Here is a 15150-nt window from a genome sequence, read left to right as displayed (position 1 = left end):
GTTGACCGGTATGCAGACTCGACGAAGAGTTCTCCATCGTGCGGCGGCGTGCGCCGCGGCGGTGGGCCTGACGTTCACGGCGGGGTGCTCCGGTGCCGGCAGCCTCGGTGCGTCCGAGAACGAGGTGACCATCGCACTGGTCTCCAACTCCCAGATGACCGACGCGCAGGAGCTGTCCTCGGAGTTCGAGAAGGACAATCCGGGCACCAAGCTGAAGTTCGTCTCGCTCTCGGAGAACCAGGCGCGCGCCAAGATAACGATGTCGGCGGCCATGGGCGGCAGCGAGTTCGACGTCTCGATGATCAGCAACTTCGAGACACCGCAGTGGGCCAAGGACGGGTGGCTGCTGCCGCTGAACGACTACGCGAACAACACGCCCGGCTACGACATGAACGACTTCATCCCGTCGCTGCGGGAGTCGCTGTCCTACGAGGGCAACATGTACTCGGTGCCGTTCTACGGCGAGTCGTCGTTCCTGATGTACCGCAAGGACCTCTTCGAGCAGGCCGGCATCCAGATCAACCAGGATCCGAACTACCAGCCGACGTGGCAGGAGGTCGGACAGTGGGCGAAGACGCTGAAGACCAACGACCGGGCGGGGATCTGCCTGCGCGGCAAGCCGGGCTGGGGCGAGGTGCTCGCGCCGCTCGACACGGTGATCAACACCTTCGGCGGACGCTGGTTCGACGATCAGTGGAACGCCCAGTTGAACAGTCCTCAGGTGAAGGAGGCCGTCAACTTCTACGTCAACACGATCAAGGAGTCCGGCGAGCTGGGTGCATCCTCGACCGGATTCCAGGAGTGCGCCAACCTGTTCGGTCAGGGTCAGACGGCCATGTGGTACGACGCGACGTCGGCGGTCTCGACACTCGAGGACCCCAAGACGTACCCGGACCTGGTGGGCAAGATCGGCTACCTGCCCGCGCCGATCGTCGAGAAGCCCAACTCGGGGTGGCTCTACACCTGGGCGCTGGGCATCCCGAAGGGCGCCAAGAACCCGGACGGCGCATGGAAGTTCATCTCGTGGATGACCAGCAAGGACTACATGAAGCTGGTGGGCGAGAAGCTTGGCTGGGAGCGGGTGCCGCCCGGTAGCCGGACCTCGACCTACACCGAACTGCCGGAGTACGAGGCGGTGTCGAAGTCCTACGGACCGCTGACGCTCAAGTCGATCACCAACGCGACGCCGGACAAGCCCACGGTGCAACCGGTTCCGTACACCGGCGTGCAGTTCGTCGGCATCCCGGAGTTCCAGGATCTCGGAACCCGGGTGAGCCAGCAGATCAGCGCAGCCATCGCCGGTCAGATCTCGGTGGACGCCGCACTCGATCAAGCCCAGCAGTATGCCGAGGTCGTCGGCAAGACCTACCAGGAGAAGTGATGACTCTTACTGCCGATACCGGCGCCGACACCGGCGAAGCGGAGGTGGCCGAGCGCGTCCGGAAGATCCGGGAGCGCCAGGACGTCGGGGTGAGCCGCGCCGAGGGATGGCGCCGGCGAGGGCCGCTGCTCCCCGCGCTCATCTTCATGATCGCCGTGACGCAGGTGCCGTTCCTGTTCACGCTGTACTACTCGACGCTGTCGTGGAACCTGGTCCGCCCGGGATCACGGGAGTTCGTCGGGATCAACAACTACATCGCCGTCGTCAAGGACAGCCAGTTCTGGTCCGTGGCACTCAACACCGTCATCCTGATCGTCGGCGTGGTGCTGATCTCGGCGCTGCTCGGCCTGGGGATCGCGTTGCTGCTGGATCGTGCCTTCCTCGGCCGCGGCGTCGTCCGGACGCTGCTGATCACGCCGTTCCTGATCACACCCGTTGCGGGAGCGCTGATCTGGAAGACCACGATCCTCGATCCCACCAACGGCATCCTCAACTGGGTGCTCTCCCTGGTGGGTATCGGCCCGGTGGACTGGATCGGACAGTTCCCTCTGACGATGGTCATGGTCGAACTGATCTGGCAGTGGACCCCGTTCATGATGCTGCTGATCCTGGCCGGCCTGACGTCGATGCCCCGCGACCAGCTCGAGGCGGGCCGCGTCGACGGAGCCGGTGCGTTCCAACTCTTCCGGGAGCTGACGCTGCCCCACCTCCGCCGTTTCATCGAGCTGGGCGTGGTGCTCGGTGCGGTCTACCTGGTCAACACCTTCGACGCCATCTTCATGATGACGCAGGGCGGGCCGGGCGTCGCCAGTGCGAACCTGCCGTTCTACATCTATCAGCGCGCGTTCCTCGGCTTCGACATGGGCCAGGCCGCCGCCATGGGCGTGGTGGTCGTCATCTTCACGATGATCATCGCCAGCTTCGCGTTGAGGTTGATCTTCAAATCGTTCTCCGGCAAGGAAGAGGCGGCGTAATCGTGACGACCACAGTCGAAAAGACCACGGCGAGTTCGAATCCGGCTCCCGCACGCAAGAAGAAGTCAAAGAAGTTCAGCCCGTGGGGCGTGGTGGCGTGGCTCGTCGGGATCGGGTTCTTCTTCCCGGTGTTCTGGATGGTCCTGACGTCGTTCAAGCAGGAGAGCGCGGCCGCGACCAATCCGCCGACCCTGTTCTTCACCCCGACGCTGGATCAGTACTCCGCGGTCTTCGCCCAGGGCATCGGGACGGCGATGCTGAACTCGGTGTTCGCCACCGTGATGTCGACCGTCCTAGTGCTGCTGCTGGGGGTGCCCGCCGCGTTCGCCCTGTCTCTGCGGCCCGTCAAGGGGACCTCGGACGCGCTGTTCTTCTTCATGAGCACCAAGATGCTGCCCGTCGTCGCGGCGATCCTGCCGCTGTACGTGATCGTGTCGAACACGGGTCTGCTGGACAACATCTGGGCGCTGGTCATCCTCTACACGTCGATGAACCTGCCCATCGCGGTGTGGATGATGCGGTCGTTCTTCCTCGAGGTGCCCGGTGAACTCCTCGAGGCCGCCAGCCTCGACGGCGCGAGCCTGTGGCGGTCGGTGCGCGAGGTCATCCTCCCGCTGGTGTCACCCGGCATCGCGGCCACCGCGTTGATCTGCGTGATCTTCGCCTGGAACGAGTTCTTCCTCGCGGTCAACCTGACCGCGGTCAACGCCCAGACCATGCCGGTGTACCTCGTCGGCTTCATCGCCGGTGAAGGCCAGTACTGGGCCGTGCTCTCGGCGGCCGCAACGATGGCCGCCCTGCCGGTGATCCTGTGCGGCTGGTTCGCCCAGAACAAGCTGGTGCGCGGACTGTCCTTCGGCGCGATCAAGTAACCGACCCCCTCACCTTCCAAGGAGCTTCAGACATGGCATCGATCACCTACAAGAACGCGTCCTGCATCTACGAGGGCTCGGACAAGCTCGCCGTCGACAACCTCAACCTCGACATCCAGGACGGCGAGTTCGTCGTCCTCGTCGGCCCGTCCGGTTCGGGCAAGAGCACCGCGCTGCGCATGCTCGCCGGCCTCGAGGACATCGACGAGGGGTCCATCGAGATCGGCGGCAAGGACATGACGGGCGTGCCGTCGAAGGACCGCGACATCGCGATGGTCTTCCAGAACTACGCGCTCTACCCGAACAAGACGGTCGCCGAGAACATGGGCTTCGCGCTCAAGCTGCGGGGCGTGTCGGCCGAGGAGCGGCGCGCGAAGGTCGAGGAGGCCGCGAAGGTGCTCGACCTGACCGAGCACCTGGATCGCAAGCCCGCCAAGCTGTCCGGTGGTCAGCGTCAGCGCGTCGCGATGGGCCGCGCGATCGTCCGCGAGCCGCAGGTGTTCTGCATGGACGAGCCGCTGTCGAACCTCGACGCCAAGCTGCGCGTGCAGACGCGCACCCAGATCGCCGCTCTGCAGCGGCGTCTGGGCACCACGACCGTCTACGTCACCCACGATCAGGTCGAGGCGATGACGATGGGGGACCGGGTCGCCGTGCTGCGCTTCGGCAAGCTGCAGCAGTTCGCGTCGCCCAACGAGCTCTACGACCGCCCGGCGAACGCGTTCGTCGCCGGCTTCATCGGCTCGCCCGCGATGAACCTCTTCACCGCGCAGATCGCCGAGAACGGCGTCCGGGTCGGCGATTCGGTGTTCGAACTCGAGCGCGACCAGATCTCCGTCCTCGCGGGGGCCGGCCTCAAGGAGGTGACGGTCGGCATCCGGCCCGAGCAGCTCGAGGTCACCGAGTCCGGTGGCGTGGAGGTCGTCGTCGACCTCGTCGAGGACCTCGGCAGCGAGGCCTACGTCTACACCCACGCCGGATCCGGTCCGGGTGGCGTCGAGCTGGTGGCCCGATCCAACCCGCGCACCGCACCGCGGCTGGCCGACACGGTGCGGCTGCGCAGGCATCCGGAGGGGGCGGTGCACCTGTTCCACCCCGAGTCCGGCGAACGCCTGAACTGACGTGCGGGCGCCCGAGTTACGGCTGCGGGCACCCACACCCGGACTGCTCGCCCTGCCGTGGGACCGGCCGCTGTCGGAGTGGCGGGCGCCCGACGTCCCGTTGCGCGACATGGCCGTCGGGCCGAGCAGGCACCTGGTGAAGTTCGTCGACGCCGACGACAAGCTCTGGGCCGTCAAGGACATGCCGGCACGGATCGCGGTCAAGGAGTTCGACGTCCTGCGCCGGCTCGAGGACATGGGGCTGCCCGCCGTCCACCCGGCAGGGCTGGTCCTGCAGCCTGAGTTCGACACGGCGATCCTCGTCACCCGGTACCTCGAGGGATCGTGGCAGTACCGCCGGATGTTCATGCGGCTGCCGCCCGACCAGCCCAAGCACCGGGCGCGGCTGCTGGATGCGATGGCTGGCCTGCTGGTCGAACTCCACCGCCACGGCGTCTTCTGGGGCGACTGCTCGCTGGCCAACACGCTGTTCTCGCGCGACGGGCAGCTGCTGCAGGCGTGGTTCGTCGACGCGGAGACCTCCGAGGTGCATCCGACGCTGAGCCGCGGGCAGCGGGGCTACGACCTCGACATCGCGGTGGAGAACGTCGCGATGGGGATGGTCGATTTGGCGGAGCGGCTGGAGCGGCCGGAAGAACTGCACGACACGCTGATCGCCGAGGCCGAGCAGGTGCGCACGCGCTACGAGGAACTGTGGAGCGTGCTGCACGCCGAGCCGGTCTTCGGGTTCAGCGACCGGTACCGGGTCGAGGGCACCATCCGCCGTCTCAACGACCTCGGCTTCGCCATCGACGAGATGAGCCTGCACCCAGAGGGTGACGACCCCACTCGGATGCGGGCACGGGTCGTGGTCGGGGACCGTCGCTTCCATGCGCAGCGCCTCCAGGAGCTGACCGGGCTCGACGTCGGCGAAGGCCAGGCGCGGATCCTGCTCGGTGACCTGCACGCCTACCAGGCGCAGCTGGTCGCCGAAGCGGGTCACGACGTCGACGAGTCCACCGCTGCACGGCTGTGGGTCATCGAGGTGCTGACACCGTACGAGTTGTTGGCGCACAACGCCGTTCACCACGCGGGCACACCGATTCAGGCGTACTGCGACATGCTCGAGGTGCGGTGGCTGCTCAGCGAGCAGGCGGGTCGCGACGTCGGGACCAACAAGGCGCTCGCGGCGCTCAACGGTGACGTCATTCCCGTCGACTCCGCGGCGAAGCTGGCAGTCGCCGAGGTGCCCACCGAACCGTTCGAGGTGATCGTCCTCGACGACGACTAGATCGCTGGAACGTTGTCGGGGGTCAGACCGCGGGGGACGTCGGGCGTCAGGCCGGACCCCTCGTGGGTGAAGATCTGGGAGGGCGTGGCCCGGCAGTTGGAGTCCATCGGCGTCTGATCACCCGAGCAGTACGGCACCAGGTCCTGGGGATCCGCGCCGGCCGGGGCGGCGCCGAGGAGCGCGGCCGCGGTGGCCGCGCAGATCAGCAGCGCCGTCTTCACTGGTCCCACGCTACAGCGGGTAATAGCGTGACATGGTGGATCGCTGCGGCCGGGTCAAGCTGACCAACCCCGACAAGGTGCTCTATCCCGCCACGGGCACCACCAAGGCCGAGATCTTCGACTACTACGTGGCGATCGCCGACGCGATGATCCCGCACATCGCGGGACGACCCGTCACCCGCAAGCGCTGGCCCAACGGCGTCGGTCAGCCCGACTTCTTCGAGAAGCAGCTCGCATCGTCGGCGCCGGACTGGCTCGACCGCGGCTCGGTGACGCACAAGTCCGGCACCACCACCTATCCCGTCCTCGACAGCCGCGAGGGGCTGGCGTGGGTGGCACAGCAGGCGTCGCTGGAGGTGCACGTCCCGCAGTGGAGGTTCCTCGATCCCACGACGCCGGGGCCCGCGACGCGCATCGTGTTCGACCTGGACCCGGGGGAGGACGTGACGTTCCGCCAGCTGTGCGAGGTCGCCCACGAGGTCCGCGGGTTCATCACCGACATCGGGTTGACGACGTATCCGCTGACCAGTGGGAGCAAGGGCTTGCACCTCTACGTGCCGCTGGCCGAGCCGGTCAGCTCGCAGGGCGCGTCGGTGCTGGCCAAGCGGATCGCGGTGCAACTCGAGAAGCAGATGCCCAAGCAGGTCACCGCGACCATGACCAAGAGTCTGCGGGCGGGCAAGGTGTTCCTCGACTGGAGCCAGAACAGCGCCGCGAAGACGACCATCGCGCCGTACTCGATGCGCGGTCGCGACGAGCCGACGGTCGCCGCGCCGCGCACGTGGGAGGAGATCGAGGACCCCGATCTGCGGCACCTCCGCTTCGACGAGGTGCTCGAGCGGGTCGAACGCGACGGCGATCTGCTCGACGGCCTCGACGAGCCGGCGCCGCTGCCGGACAAGCTCACCACCTATCGGAGCATGCGCGACTCGTCGAAGACGCCCGAACCGGTGCCGCGTGCCTCGCCGGCCACCGGGAACGACGACACCTTCGTCATCCAGGAGCACCACGCCACCCGCCTGCACTACGACTTCCGGCTGGAGCGCCACGGCGTCCTGGTGTCGTGGGCCGTCCCGAAGAACCTGCCCGAGACGCCGTCGGTGAACCACCTCGCCGTGCACACCGAGGACCATCCGCTCGAGTACGCGACGTTCGAGGGGACGATTCCCAAGGGGGAGTACGGCGGTGGCGAGGTGACCGTCTGGGACTCCGGCACCTACGAGACCGAGAAGTTCAACGACAACCCGCCCGACGGGCCGGCCAAGGGCGGCGAGGTGATCGTCACGCTGCACGGGTCCAAGGTCGAGGGCCGCTACGCGCTCATCCAGACCGGCGGCAAACAATGGCTCGCGCACCGCATGAAGGAGCAACCGCAGCCGATCCCCGACGACGTCAAACCCATGCTGGCGGCGCATGGTTCGGTGGCGAGGCTGACGAAGGTGGTGTGGGCGTTCGAGGGCAAGTGGGACGGCTACCGGCTGCTCGTCGACGCCGATCACGGCGCCCTGCGGCTGCGGTCGCGCAGCGGGCGCGACGTGACCGCCGAGTATCCGCAGCTGCGCGCGCTCGCCGCCGATCTGGCCGACCACCACGTCGTCCTGGACGGTGAGGCGGTGGCTCTCGACGCGAACGGGGTGCCGAACTTCGGGCTCATGCAGAACCGTGCCACGTCCACCCGCGTCGAGTTCTGGGCGTTCGACGTGCTTGCGCTCGACGGTCGAAGCCTGTTGCGCGCCAAGTACTCCGACCGGCGCCGGATCCTGGAGACACTCGCCGAGGCGGGCGGGTTGATCGTGCCCGACCAGCTGCCCGGCGACGGTCCCGATGCGCTGGAGCATGCACGCAGCCAACGCTGGGAGGGGGTGGTCGCGAAGAAGCGCGACTCCACCTACCAGCCGGGCCGCCGCTCGCAGTCCTGGATCAAGGACAAGCTATGGCTCACACAGGAAGTCGTTATTGGCGGGTGGCGTGCCGGCGAGGGCGGACGGACCAGCGGGATCGGCGCGCTGCTGATGGGGATCCCGTCGGACGACGGCCTGGTGTTCGCGGGCCGCGTCGGCACCGGGTTCACCGATAGGGACCTCGCCAACCTGAAGAAGACGCTCGCGCCCTTGGAGGCCGAGGAGAGCCCGTTCACGAAGCGCCTCACCGGGCCGGACGCGAAGGGCGTCACCTTCGTGCGCCCCGAACTGGTGGGGGAGGTCCGGTTCAGCGAGCGGACGTCAGACGGCCGGCTGCGCCAGCCGAGCTGGCGGGGGCTGCGGCCGGACAAGTCGCCGGGCGAGGTTGTGTGGGAATAGGCGATCAGTGAAAGATGCTGTGCCGGTGCGCAACCGGTTCAGTGGTCGGAGTTCGAGTCGGGACGGTCCTTGGTGATGAGTAACTCGCGCTGTCCGGCCATGGCTGTTCCGGTAGCGGCCAGGTAGCGACTGACGACTTCGAGTTCGGTAGTGGTGAACTGATCCATGACCTCCTCGCTCTGCCGTCTGATCGGGGCGAAATACTGCTCGGCCAGTCGCTGCCCGTCTGGAGAGTTCTCCAGGATCACTCGCCGCCGGTCGTGCTGATCGCGAACTCGTCGAAGGTGCCCCGAGTGCTCGAGACGATCGACAACCGCTGTCACAGCTCCCGAGGTCAGTCCGAGTGTCTCACCCAGCCAGCCCGCGGTCGTTGATTCGCCTTGCTCGAGACCGACACGGACTCGGATCAATGCGTTCACGTCAGTGGAGTGCATCCGGTGGGCGTCGACGAAAGCGCTGGTGAACTTGTTCGCTTCCGCTACCAGGCGCTGGGTGAGCCGCACGACACGTTCCTGCAGGTCCCGATCGCCTCGGCTCTTTGACCCCACCGGCATCCTTCCGTAGTATCTCAATGGTAAAGATAATGAATGACTGAGATGAATGGTATCTCTCGGTCGTGCCCGAGCGGTCACCTACTCGATTCTTCGAGAAAGGGTTTAGCGTGACGGAACCAACGGATGCGATGTTCGAATCGGCCTATCGCGGCGACGGCGAACGAATCCAGATGGGCAGCAATGGCCGCCCGCCGTGGAGCATCGGTGAACCGCAGCCCGAGATCGCGGCGCTGATCGAGGCGGGCCGGTTCCACGGTGAGATCCTGGATGCTGGTTGCGGGGAGGCTTTCACCGCGCTCGAGCTGGCTCGACTAGGGTTCACCACCGTCGGTTTGGACACGTCCGCGACGGCGATCGACATGGCCCGTGCAGAAGCCGCTCGGCTTGGCCTGACCACCGCGAGCTTCGAGGTGGCCGACATCAGCGACTTCACCGGGTACGACGGCCGTTTCGGCACTGTCGTGGACTGCACGCTGTTCCACTCGATGCCAGTCGAGCTGCGCGAGGATTACCAGCGTTCGATAGTCGCCGCCGCAGCACCCGGGGCGTCGTACTTCGTGTTGGTCTTCGACAGCGCCTCGATGCCGACCAGCGGACCGCTGAACTCCGTCTCCGAAGACGAATTGCGCGTGGCCGTTTCGCCGTACTGGGTGATCGACGAGATCCGACCTGCCCGAATTCACGCCAATCTCCCGGAGGGAGCCCTCGCTGCCCTAAGGGGCGCCGGCGGTACCGATCTCCGCGACGAAGGCTTGGGTCGCACGTCGATAGGAGCCTGGCTACTCTCGGCCCACTTGAGTTAGATGCACGTGCGCAACATCGCTCTTCAAGCTCCGACTGCCACGCGGATCCGCACGAACGCATCGATGATGCACTGGCGCAATCCCTCTGACGGGTGTGGAGAGCGTGGACCATCACGGCACTAGGTGAGTTGTTCGGTCGGCATGATCCATAGTTCGCCGATCGCGGCATGACGGGGCCGGGTGACCATGTAGCCGATGCTCTCTGCGATGTCGTCGGGCGACAACGTCTCGAGGCTCGCGTTGAACGGGTCGATGATCTGCGACTGGATGGCGCCGCTGTTGTGCGACCCGAGTTCGGTGTTCACGGCTCCGGGTTCGATGACACCCACCCTGACGTGACGACGGGTGACTTCCTGCCGGAGTGATTCGGTGAAGCCGTTCACGCCGAACTTCGTGAGGTTGTACACGCCGAACCCCTCGCTGGCATTGCGGCCGGCGACCGAGCTGACATTCACGATGTCAGCGACCCCGCGCGGGCCGTCTTCGGCGGCCGCCAGGAGGTGCGGCAGCGCGGCGTGGGTCGTGTTCAGCAGACCGTTGACGTTGACGCCGATCATTCGATCCCACTCCAGGGCGTCTGCACCGGCGACGGGACCGAGCAGCATGAGGCCGGCGTTGTTGATGACGACGTCCAAGCGGCCGAACCGCTGAATGGTCTGTCCAACAGCGGCTTCGGCCTGCGCGCGGTCGCTGACGTCTGCCTCCACGGCCAATGCTGCGCCTCCGCTGCGTTCGATCTCTGCGGCGACGTCGGCAAGGCGGTTCTTGCGTCGGGCGACGAGTGCGACGGCGGCTCCGTGCTCAGCGAGATGGCGGGCGGTCGCGGAACCGATGCCGCTGCTGGCGCCGGTGACCAGAGCCACCGTGCCAGCCAGTTTCGAGGCCATGTGTCCGTCCTTTCGTGGTGGGCTACGGCTGATCGGTGGGACGAATGACGATCTCGTTGACGGCGACTCGACGCGGTTGGGTGACGATGTAGGCGATGGCCTCTGCGATGTCCTCCGCGTGCAACTGCTCTACGGTGCCGAACGCCGCCTCGAAATCCGAGTCGGAATTTCCCTTCTGGTCGAACAATTCGGTTCGGGTGCGACCAGGCTCGATCACAGAGAAGCGGACGTTGCGTTTGGTGAACTCCTGCCGCCACGCTTCGGTTGCGCCCGTCACGGCGAACTTCGTGGCGTTGTAGATCGCCACGGTGGGTGCGGCGACGCGTCCGGCGACGGAGGAGATGTTGACGACGTCCGCCACCGAGCGTGGGCTGTTCTGAGCGGCGGCGAGAAGATGCGGCAATGCCGCCTTGGTCACGTACATCAGGCCGCGGAGATTGATGTCGACCATGCGGTCCCACTCGTCGAGCGGCGACTCCTCGGACGCGCCGTTGAGCATCACGCCGGCCGCGTTCACCAGGGTGTCGAGGCGGCCGAATTCCTCGACGGTCCGGTCCACTGCCATCTGCCCGTTGGCGGCATCCGTGAGGTCTGCGGCGATGACCAAAGCGTCATGACCTCGGGAGCGGAGCTGTTCCGCCAGCTCCCCGAGTTTGTCTGCCCGCCGCGCGACGAGCGCGACCTTGGCTCCCTCGTCGGCGAGCCGTCGCGCAGCCGCCGTGCCGATTCCGCTAGACGCCCCGCTGATCAGAACGACGTTCCCGTGCAGCCCAGTGTTTATCACGATGCCTCCTCCAATTCGGTACGTTGCGTCTCGCAAATAACGGTACCTCTATTCGAGACGTTGCGCACCGTTAATGAGTAGGCTCGTGGCGTGAGCGGTGAGGAACCTCGACGGCGCGGACGGCGAAGAAGCGAAGAGAGTCGGCAGGCGATTCTGACGGCGGCCTTCGATCTCGTAGCCGAGGAGGGGCAGGACTTCACGATCGAGGGCATCGCGGCCCGAGCCGGGGTCAGCAAGCAGACGATTTATCGGTGGTGGCCCACTAAGGGGGACATCCTCCTCGAATCGCTGGCGGAGCAGGCCGAGGCGCGGATCTCGACTTCGGATCGGGATTCGTATCTGCAAGATCTCCGGCACTTTCTCGACCAGACCTTCACAGTGCTTCGCCCACCCGGAGTTCGAAGTGCATTGCGGAGCTTGATGGCGGAGGCACAGCAGAATCCCGAGTTGTTGCTGCGCTTCAGAGAGGAGTTCCTGGAGCGACGCCGTGCTTCGCTGCTGCAGATCGTCAGCCGCGCCGAGGTCCGCGGTGATCTGCCTCCCAGGGTTCGCAGCGAACTCGTAGCCGATATCGTCTTCGGCGTCATCTGGTACCGGATGCTCGCGACCGATCGGCTCCTCGACGGCGCCGACGCGGGGAGTCTGGCAGGTCTGCTGGCGTCACACGAGTAGTGACCCGCGCATCGTCGACGATCGGCTGCCGCGGGATGGCACTGAGACGTGCTTCACGCTCGAGATGTTGTGTCCGCGCGCCTGACTCCCGCCTCGCTGATATTCGAGGCGAATGATCAGCGACGAATCAGCCCGCCGTCGACCGGGTACTGGCCAGCGGTGACGTAGCTCGATTCGTCGGAAAGCAGGAACAACGCTACGGCAGCGGCTTCGGTAGGCGTCCCCATCCGTCCCAACGGCACCCTTCCGAGGACGCCGGACTCGAACGTGATGCGGGACTCGTCGTTCATGAAGCGTCGAAAGCCCGTATCGATGGCTCCGGGTACGAGGGTGTTGACCCTGATTGCTCGCGGTGCAAGCTCCACGGCCCAGGTGCGAGCCGCGGCGATCAGTGCGGCTTTGGTCGCCGCGTATACAGCCGTGGAGGGCGCGCCCTCGTAGGCCGACGTCGAGGAGGTGACGACCACGGACGCGCCCTCGTTGAGACGCCCGCTCAACGCGGCCATGTGAAGGAGTGGTCCCCGCACGTTGGTGGCCATCATCGTGTCGAAGAGGTCGGCGTCGACGTCGGAGATGGGCGCCACGTCGGCGTAACCAGCGTTGAGCCACAAGCCGTCGAGGCCACGGCCGGCCAACCCCTCAACGAGTGCGGACCCCGTGTCGGGTCGCGAGGCATCGTTGAGTATGACTGTGGCCGAGTTGAATTCGTCGGTCAATGATGCCAGTCGATCGTGGTTGGTGCCCGTCAGGATCAACTCAGCGCCTTCGTTGGCCAGCAGCCTGGCCCCAGCGAGGCCGATGCCGCTGGTGGCGCCGGTGATGAGCACGCGCTTGCCGGCGAATCGTGGTGTCATGATCGGCACGCTACGACCTAGAGTGCACTCTAGGTCAAGCTGAAGAGAGGCGGCGGATGGGCGGTTTCACCATCGGTGAGGTGGCCGAAGCGGTCGGACTGAGCGTGCACGCGCTTCGGTTCTACGAGCGCGAAGGTCTGCTCATCGGCCCCCTTGAACGCACCACCGGCGGACGCAGGAGATACACCCAGGTCGACGTCGACTGGCTTGGGGTGTGCATGCGACTGCGCGAGTCGCGCATGCCCTTGTCGGAGCTGAAGAGATTCGCAACTCTGGTTCGCGACGGCCCCGGCAACGAAGCCGATCGTCTTGCACTGCTTGACGACCACCGTGCCAGGGTCGACGCGCAGATCCAGGCCCTCGAGCAGGCACGCGAGATCATCGCGTGGAAGACCGAGGTGTATCAGGACAAGCTGCGTGCCGGCGAGACAGACGGTTTGTGGGATCCAACGGTCCGGTGAGCAGCGGCCGCCCGGCTGAACGTCTGCCATGCGGAGGTAGCGGGATCGTGTTCTGGGCGTTGTGCATACCGCACACTTCGCACACTGCATCTCCGCCAGGCGTGTGGGAATGGTTGCGGTAACCGCCTGCCCGGTCAGTGGTATCACTCGCACCGCGGGCGCAGGCAGCCGACCTCCAGCGCTGCGGCGCCGCTAGATTCGTTTCCGTGTCCAACTCCTCCGGTGGCGCTTTCGCGCCCATCGAGAAGAACGGTCAGACTCGAACCTCAGCCGGTACCGCCGTGGTCTCAGCCGGTGTCGGCATCTACGTCGTCGCCGCGCTCACCGTGGCAGTCGACGGCGAGGGGCAGATCCGGTTCACCGCAGACTCCGCGGACACGATCCCGATGTGGCATCCGTGGCTGGCAGCCGTTCTGGGTATCGGGCTGATTCTGATCATGCCCGTCACTGGGCCGGTGCGCGGTCGCGCCGCACCGGCCGGGCGTGTGCGGGTGGAAGCCCTCGTTCTGCTCGCTCTGGCCCTGACGTTCACGGTCGCGCTGACGCTGCTCGGACCGGACGAACCGAACTACACGGCGCTCAAGCTAGGGTTGCTCCTGCTCGGTCCGTTGCTGCTGTTCGCGGTGGGCCGACGGTTCGGGGCAGCTACCAAACGGGATGCACCCGCCGAATCGGCTGACCCCGGTGAGGTTTCCGACAAGCGGTGTCCCTGGTTGCCGCTGGTGCCAGCAGTGGGTTTGGACCGTGATTTACCTGGGCCTCGCGCTCACGCATCCGGGGACGGGCTTCGTCGCTGACACACTGACCGTGATCGCGATGGTGTTCATCGGGTTCCTGCTCAACGCCGTGGTGGAGGAGTTCTTCTATCGGCGGTGGCTACAGACCCGGTGGGAGCGCGTTCTCGGCGGAGTGTGGCCGGGAATCATCGTCAGCTCATTGACCTGGGCCTCCTGGCACATCGCCATTCAAGGAACCGTCGATTGGGTTGTGGACGTCGCGAATGTCGTTGCCAACCAGGGAGTTACAGGACTCTTTCTCGGGCTCCTGTGGCAGCGGCATCGGGCGATGTCGCCGCTGCTGCTCGTGCACGGGCTGATGAACGCCAACCCGCTCGCTCTGTTCTGACCTCGGCGTGGTCGAAGCCCTTCGGCTGACAGTGCTGCGTTCGCGTGGCGCGGACGAATACCGCAACCTTCGAGTACCGCATCTCTGCCAGTTGTCTGGGAATGGTGTGCAAACCCGCCGGCGCGGGAGGTCAGTTGTGCCGGGGCGGACGATCATTGACTGCCCGCAACGAGTGCAGGACGTACCGGTGCATCTCCTGCTCGGGGAGGTAGGGGACTTCCCGCAGGATCGCCGTCCGTTCCTGGAAGCGCGGGTCGGAGTCATCCAGCGCCAGCACACCGGTGGTCGAATCGCTGACGCCGAACCCGTTCACCGAGATGGCGAGGTTGTCGAACACCGCTTCGGTGTCGGCATAGCGCCCGGGGCCTTCGTTCAGCCGCTCCAGCAACTCCAGTGGTTCGAGACCGCGTAGTGCGAAGACGTCCCTGCCGTCGAGGAACAGCGGGTGTCGTGGGCCGGCGGGCATGATCTCGCAAAGGCGGCCTCCCTCGTACCTCAGCACGAGGTCACCGCGGGTTTCGGTCACGCTGTCAGCGGCTGGGCCGTGGTCCGCGTACTCGGCGACGAGGGCCTGCTTGTCGTCGTCGCTCATCGCGTTGGCGAACATCGCCAGCGTCTCCCGCAGCAGGTCGTCGGCGACGCGATCAGCGCCGCGTCCGGTGATGGTGCCGTATGTCGCCGACAGTGCGTCAACCTGTGCCGGCGACATCCCGAATTCGAGCCGGCCCAACCCCTTGCGGGGACGTATGGTCCAGTCTGTTTCTGCTGCCATCCTGGCTACCAGGATGCCACGGCGGTCTGCGTGGTTGGCCGTGTGATTCGACGAATACCTCACACTTCACATACCGCGTCTCCGCCAGTCGTCTGGGAA

The 15150-nt window shown here is 66.1% G+C and carries 17 protein-coding genes; 11 read left to right on the top strand and 6 right to left on the bottom strand.

Features of this window, described 5'->3' with window-relative positions; translation table 11 throughout:
• Positions 1-10 precede the first annotated feature (10 nt).
• The 5 genes from G6N64_RS29245 to G6N64_RS29225 are packed head-to-tail and all read left to right on the top strand — an operon-like array spanning position 11 to position 5618.
• Positions 11-1381: an ABC transporter substrate-binding protein gene (locus tag G6N64_RS29245; protein ID WP_163801241.1), complete on the top strand. Its 1371-nt coding sequence runs from the start codon at positions 11-13 to the stop codon at positions 1379-1381.
• Positions 1381-2355, top strand: coding sequence for a carbohydrate ABC transporter permease (locus tag G6N64_RS29240; protein WP_163801240.1), 975 nt, complete (start codon positions 1381-1383; stop codon positions 2353-2355). The genes G6N64_RS29245 and G6N64_RS29240 overlap by 1 nt, the downstream gene beginning before the upstream one ends.
• A 2-nt stretch (positions 2356-2357) precedes the next feature.
• A complete protein-coding gene (locus tag G6N64_RS29235) occupies positions 2358-3227 on the top strand; it encodes a carbohydrate ABC transporter permease (protein ID WP_163801239.1) in 870 nt (289 codons plus the stop codon).
• Between the two features lie 32 nt (positions 3228-3259).
• Positions 3260-4348: an ABC transporter ATP-binding protein gene (locus G6N64_RS29230; RefSeq protein WP_163801238.1), complete on the top strand. Its 1089-nt coding sequence runs from the start codon at positions 3260-3262 to the stop codon at positions 4346-4348.
• A gap of 1 nt (position 4349) precedes the next feature.
• Complete coding sequence (locus G6N64_RS29225) at positions 4350-5618, top strand: DUF4032 domain-containing protein (protein ID WP_163801237.1); 1269 nt, start codon at positions 4350-4352, stop codon at positions 5616-5618.
• On the opposite strand, the gene G6N64_RS29220 is transcribed toward G6N64_RS29225, so the two are convergent.
• Positions 5615-5839, bottom strand: a complete 225-nt coding sequence (locus G6N64_RS29220; RefSeq protein WP_163801236.1) for a hypothetical protein — start codon at positions 5837-5839, stop codon at positions 5615-5617. The genes G6N64_RS29225 and G6N64_RS29220 overlap by 4 nt on opposite strands.
• Before the next feature lie 32 nt (positions 5840-5871).
• Between G6N64_RS29220 and G6N64_RS29215 the strand changes: the two genes are divergently transcribed.
• Positions 5872-8139, top strand: a complete 2268-nt coding sequence (locus G6N64_RS29215) for an ATP-dependent DNA ligase (protein ID WP_163801235.1) — start codon at positions 5872-5874, stop codon at positions 8137-8139.
• 38 nt (positions 8140-8177) lie between these two features.
• Here G6N64_RS29215 and G6N64_RS29210 read toward each other — a convergent pair whose 3' ends face one another.
• Positions 8178-8642: a MarR family winged helix-turn-helix transcriptional regulator gene (locus G6N64_RS29210; protein WP_163801234.1), complete on the bottom strand. Its 465-nt coding sequence runs from the start codon at positions 8640-8642 to the stop codon at positions 8178-8180.
• Positions 8643-8800: 158 nt separating this feature from the next.
• On the opposite strand from G6N64_RS29210, the gene G6N64_RS29205 reads away from it, so the two are divergent.
• Positions 8801-9496 carry a class I SAM-dependent methyltransferase gene (locus G6N64_RS29205; protein WP_197748312.1) on the top strand — a complete coding sequence of 232 codons (696 nt, stop codon included), beginning with the start codon at positions 8801-8803 and terminating at the stop codon, positions 9494-9496.
• Between the two features lie 119 nt (positions 9497-9615).
• Here the strand turns inward: G6N64_RS29205 and G6N64_RS29200 are convergent, their stop codons facing one another.
• Entirely contained in the window at positions 9616-10383 is a 768-nt protein-coding gene (locus tag G6N64_RS29200; protein ID WP_163801233.1) for an SDR family NAD(P)-dependent oxidoreductase, read from the bottom strand.
• Between the two features lie 22 nt (positions 10384-10405).
• On the bottom strand, positions 10406-11167 hold the full coding sequence (locus tag G6N64_RS29195; protein WP_163801232.1) for an SDR family NAD(P)-dependent oxidoreductase: 762 nt from the start codon (positions 11165-11167) through the stop codon (positions 10406-10408).
• 90 nt (positions 11168-11257) lie between these two features.
• On the opposite strand from G6N64_RS29195, the gene G6N64_RS29190 reads away from it, so the two are divergent.
• Entirely contained in the window at positions 11258-11839 is a 582-nt protein-coding gene (locus G6N64_RS29190; protein WP_163801231.1) for a TetR/AcrR family transcriptional regulator, read from the top strand.
• A gap of 116 nt (positions 11840-11955) precedes the next feature.
• On the opposite strand, the gene G6N64_RS29185 is transcribed toward G6N64_RS29190, so the two are convergent.
• Positions 11956-12693 carry an SDR family oxidoreductase gene (locus G6N64_RS29185; RefSeq protein WP_163801230.1) on the bottom strand — a complete coding sequence of 246 codons (738 nt, stop codon included), beginning with the start codon at positions 12691-12693 and terminating at the stop codon, positions 11956-11958.
• 56 nt (positions 12694-12749) lie between these two features.
• On the opposite strand from G6N64_RS29185, the gene G6N64_RS29180 reads away from it, so the two are divergent.
• The 3 genes from G6N64_RS29180 to G6N64_RS30390 all read left to right on the top strand — a co-directional run bounded on the left by G6N64_RS29180 (position 12750) and on the right by G6N64_RS30390 (position 14279).
• On the top strand, positions 12750-13154 hold the full coding sequence (locus tag G6N64_RS29180) for a MerR family transcriptional regulator (RefSeq protein WP_163801229.1): 405 nt from the start codon (positions 12750-12752) through the stop codon (positions 13152-13154).
• Between the two features lie 206 nt (positions 13155-13360).
• On the top strand, positions 13361-13951 hold the full coding sequence (locus G6N64_RS30395) for a hypothetical protein (RefSeq protein WP_246230849.1): 591 nt from the start codon (positions 13361-13363) through the stop codon (positions 13949-13951).
• A gap of 19 nt (positions 13952-13970) precedes the next feature.
• Entirely contained in the window at positions 13971-14279 is a 309-nt protein-coding gene (locus G6N64_RS30390; protein ID WP_246231353.1) for a CPBP family intramembrane glutamic endopeptidase, read from the top strand.
• Positions 14280-14409: 130 nt separating this feature from the next.
• Here the strand turns inward: G6N64_RS30390 and G6N64_RS29170 are convergent, their stop codons facing one another.
• A complete protein-coding gene (locus tag G6N64_RS29170) occupies positions 14410-15051 on the bottom strand; it encodes a hypothetical protein (protein WP_163801228.1) in 642 nt (213 codons plus the stop codon).
• Positions 15052-15150 lie beyond the last annotated feature (99 nt).

Source organism: Mycolicibacterium sediminis, assembly GCF_010731735.1.
GTDB lineage: Bacteria > Actinomycetota > Actinomycetes > Mycobacteriales > Mycobacteriaceae > Mycobacterium > Mycobacterium sediminis.
Note: the sequence above shows the minus strand (reverse complement) of the source record. Positions and strands in the feature narration are given on the sequence as shown.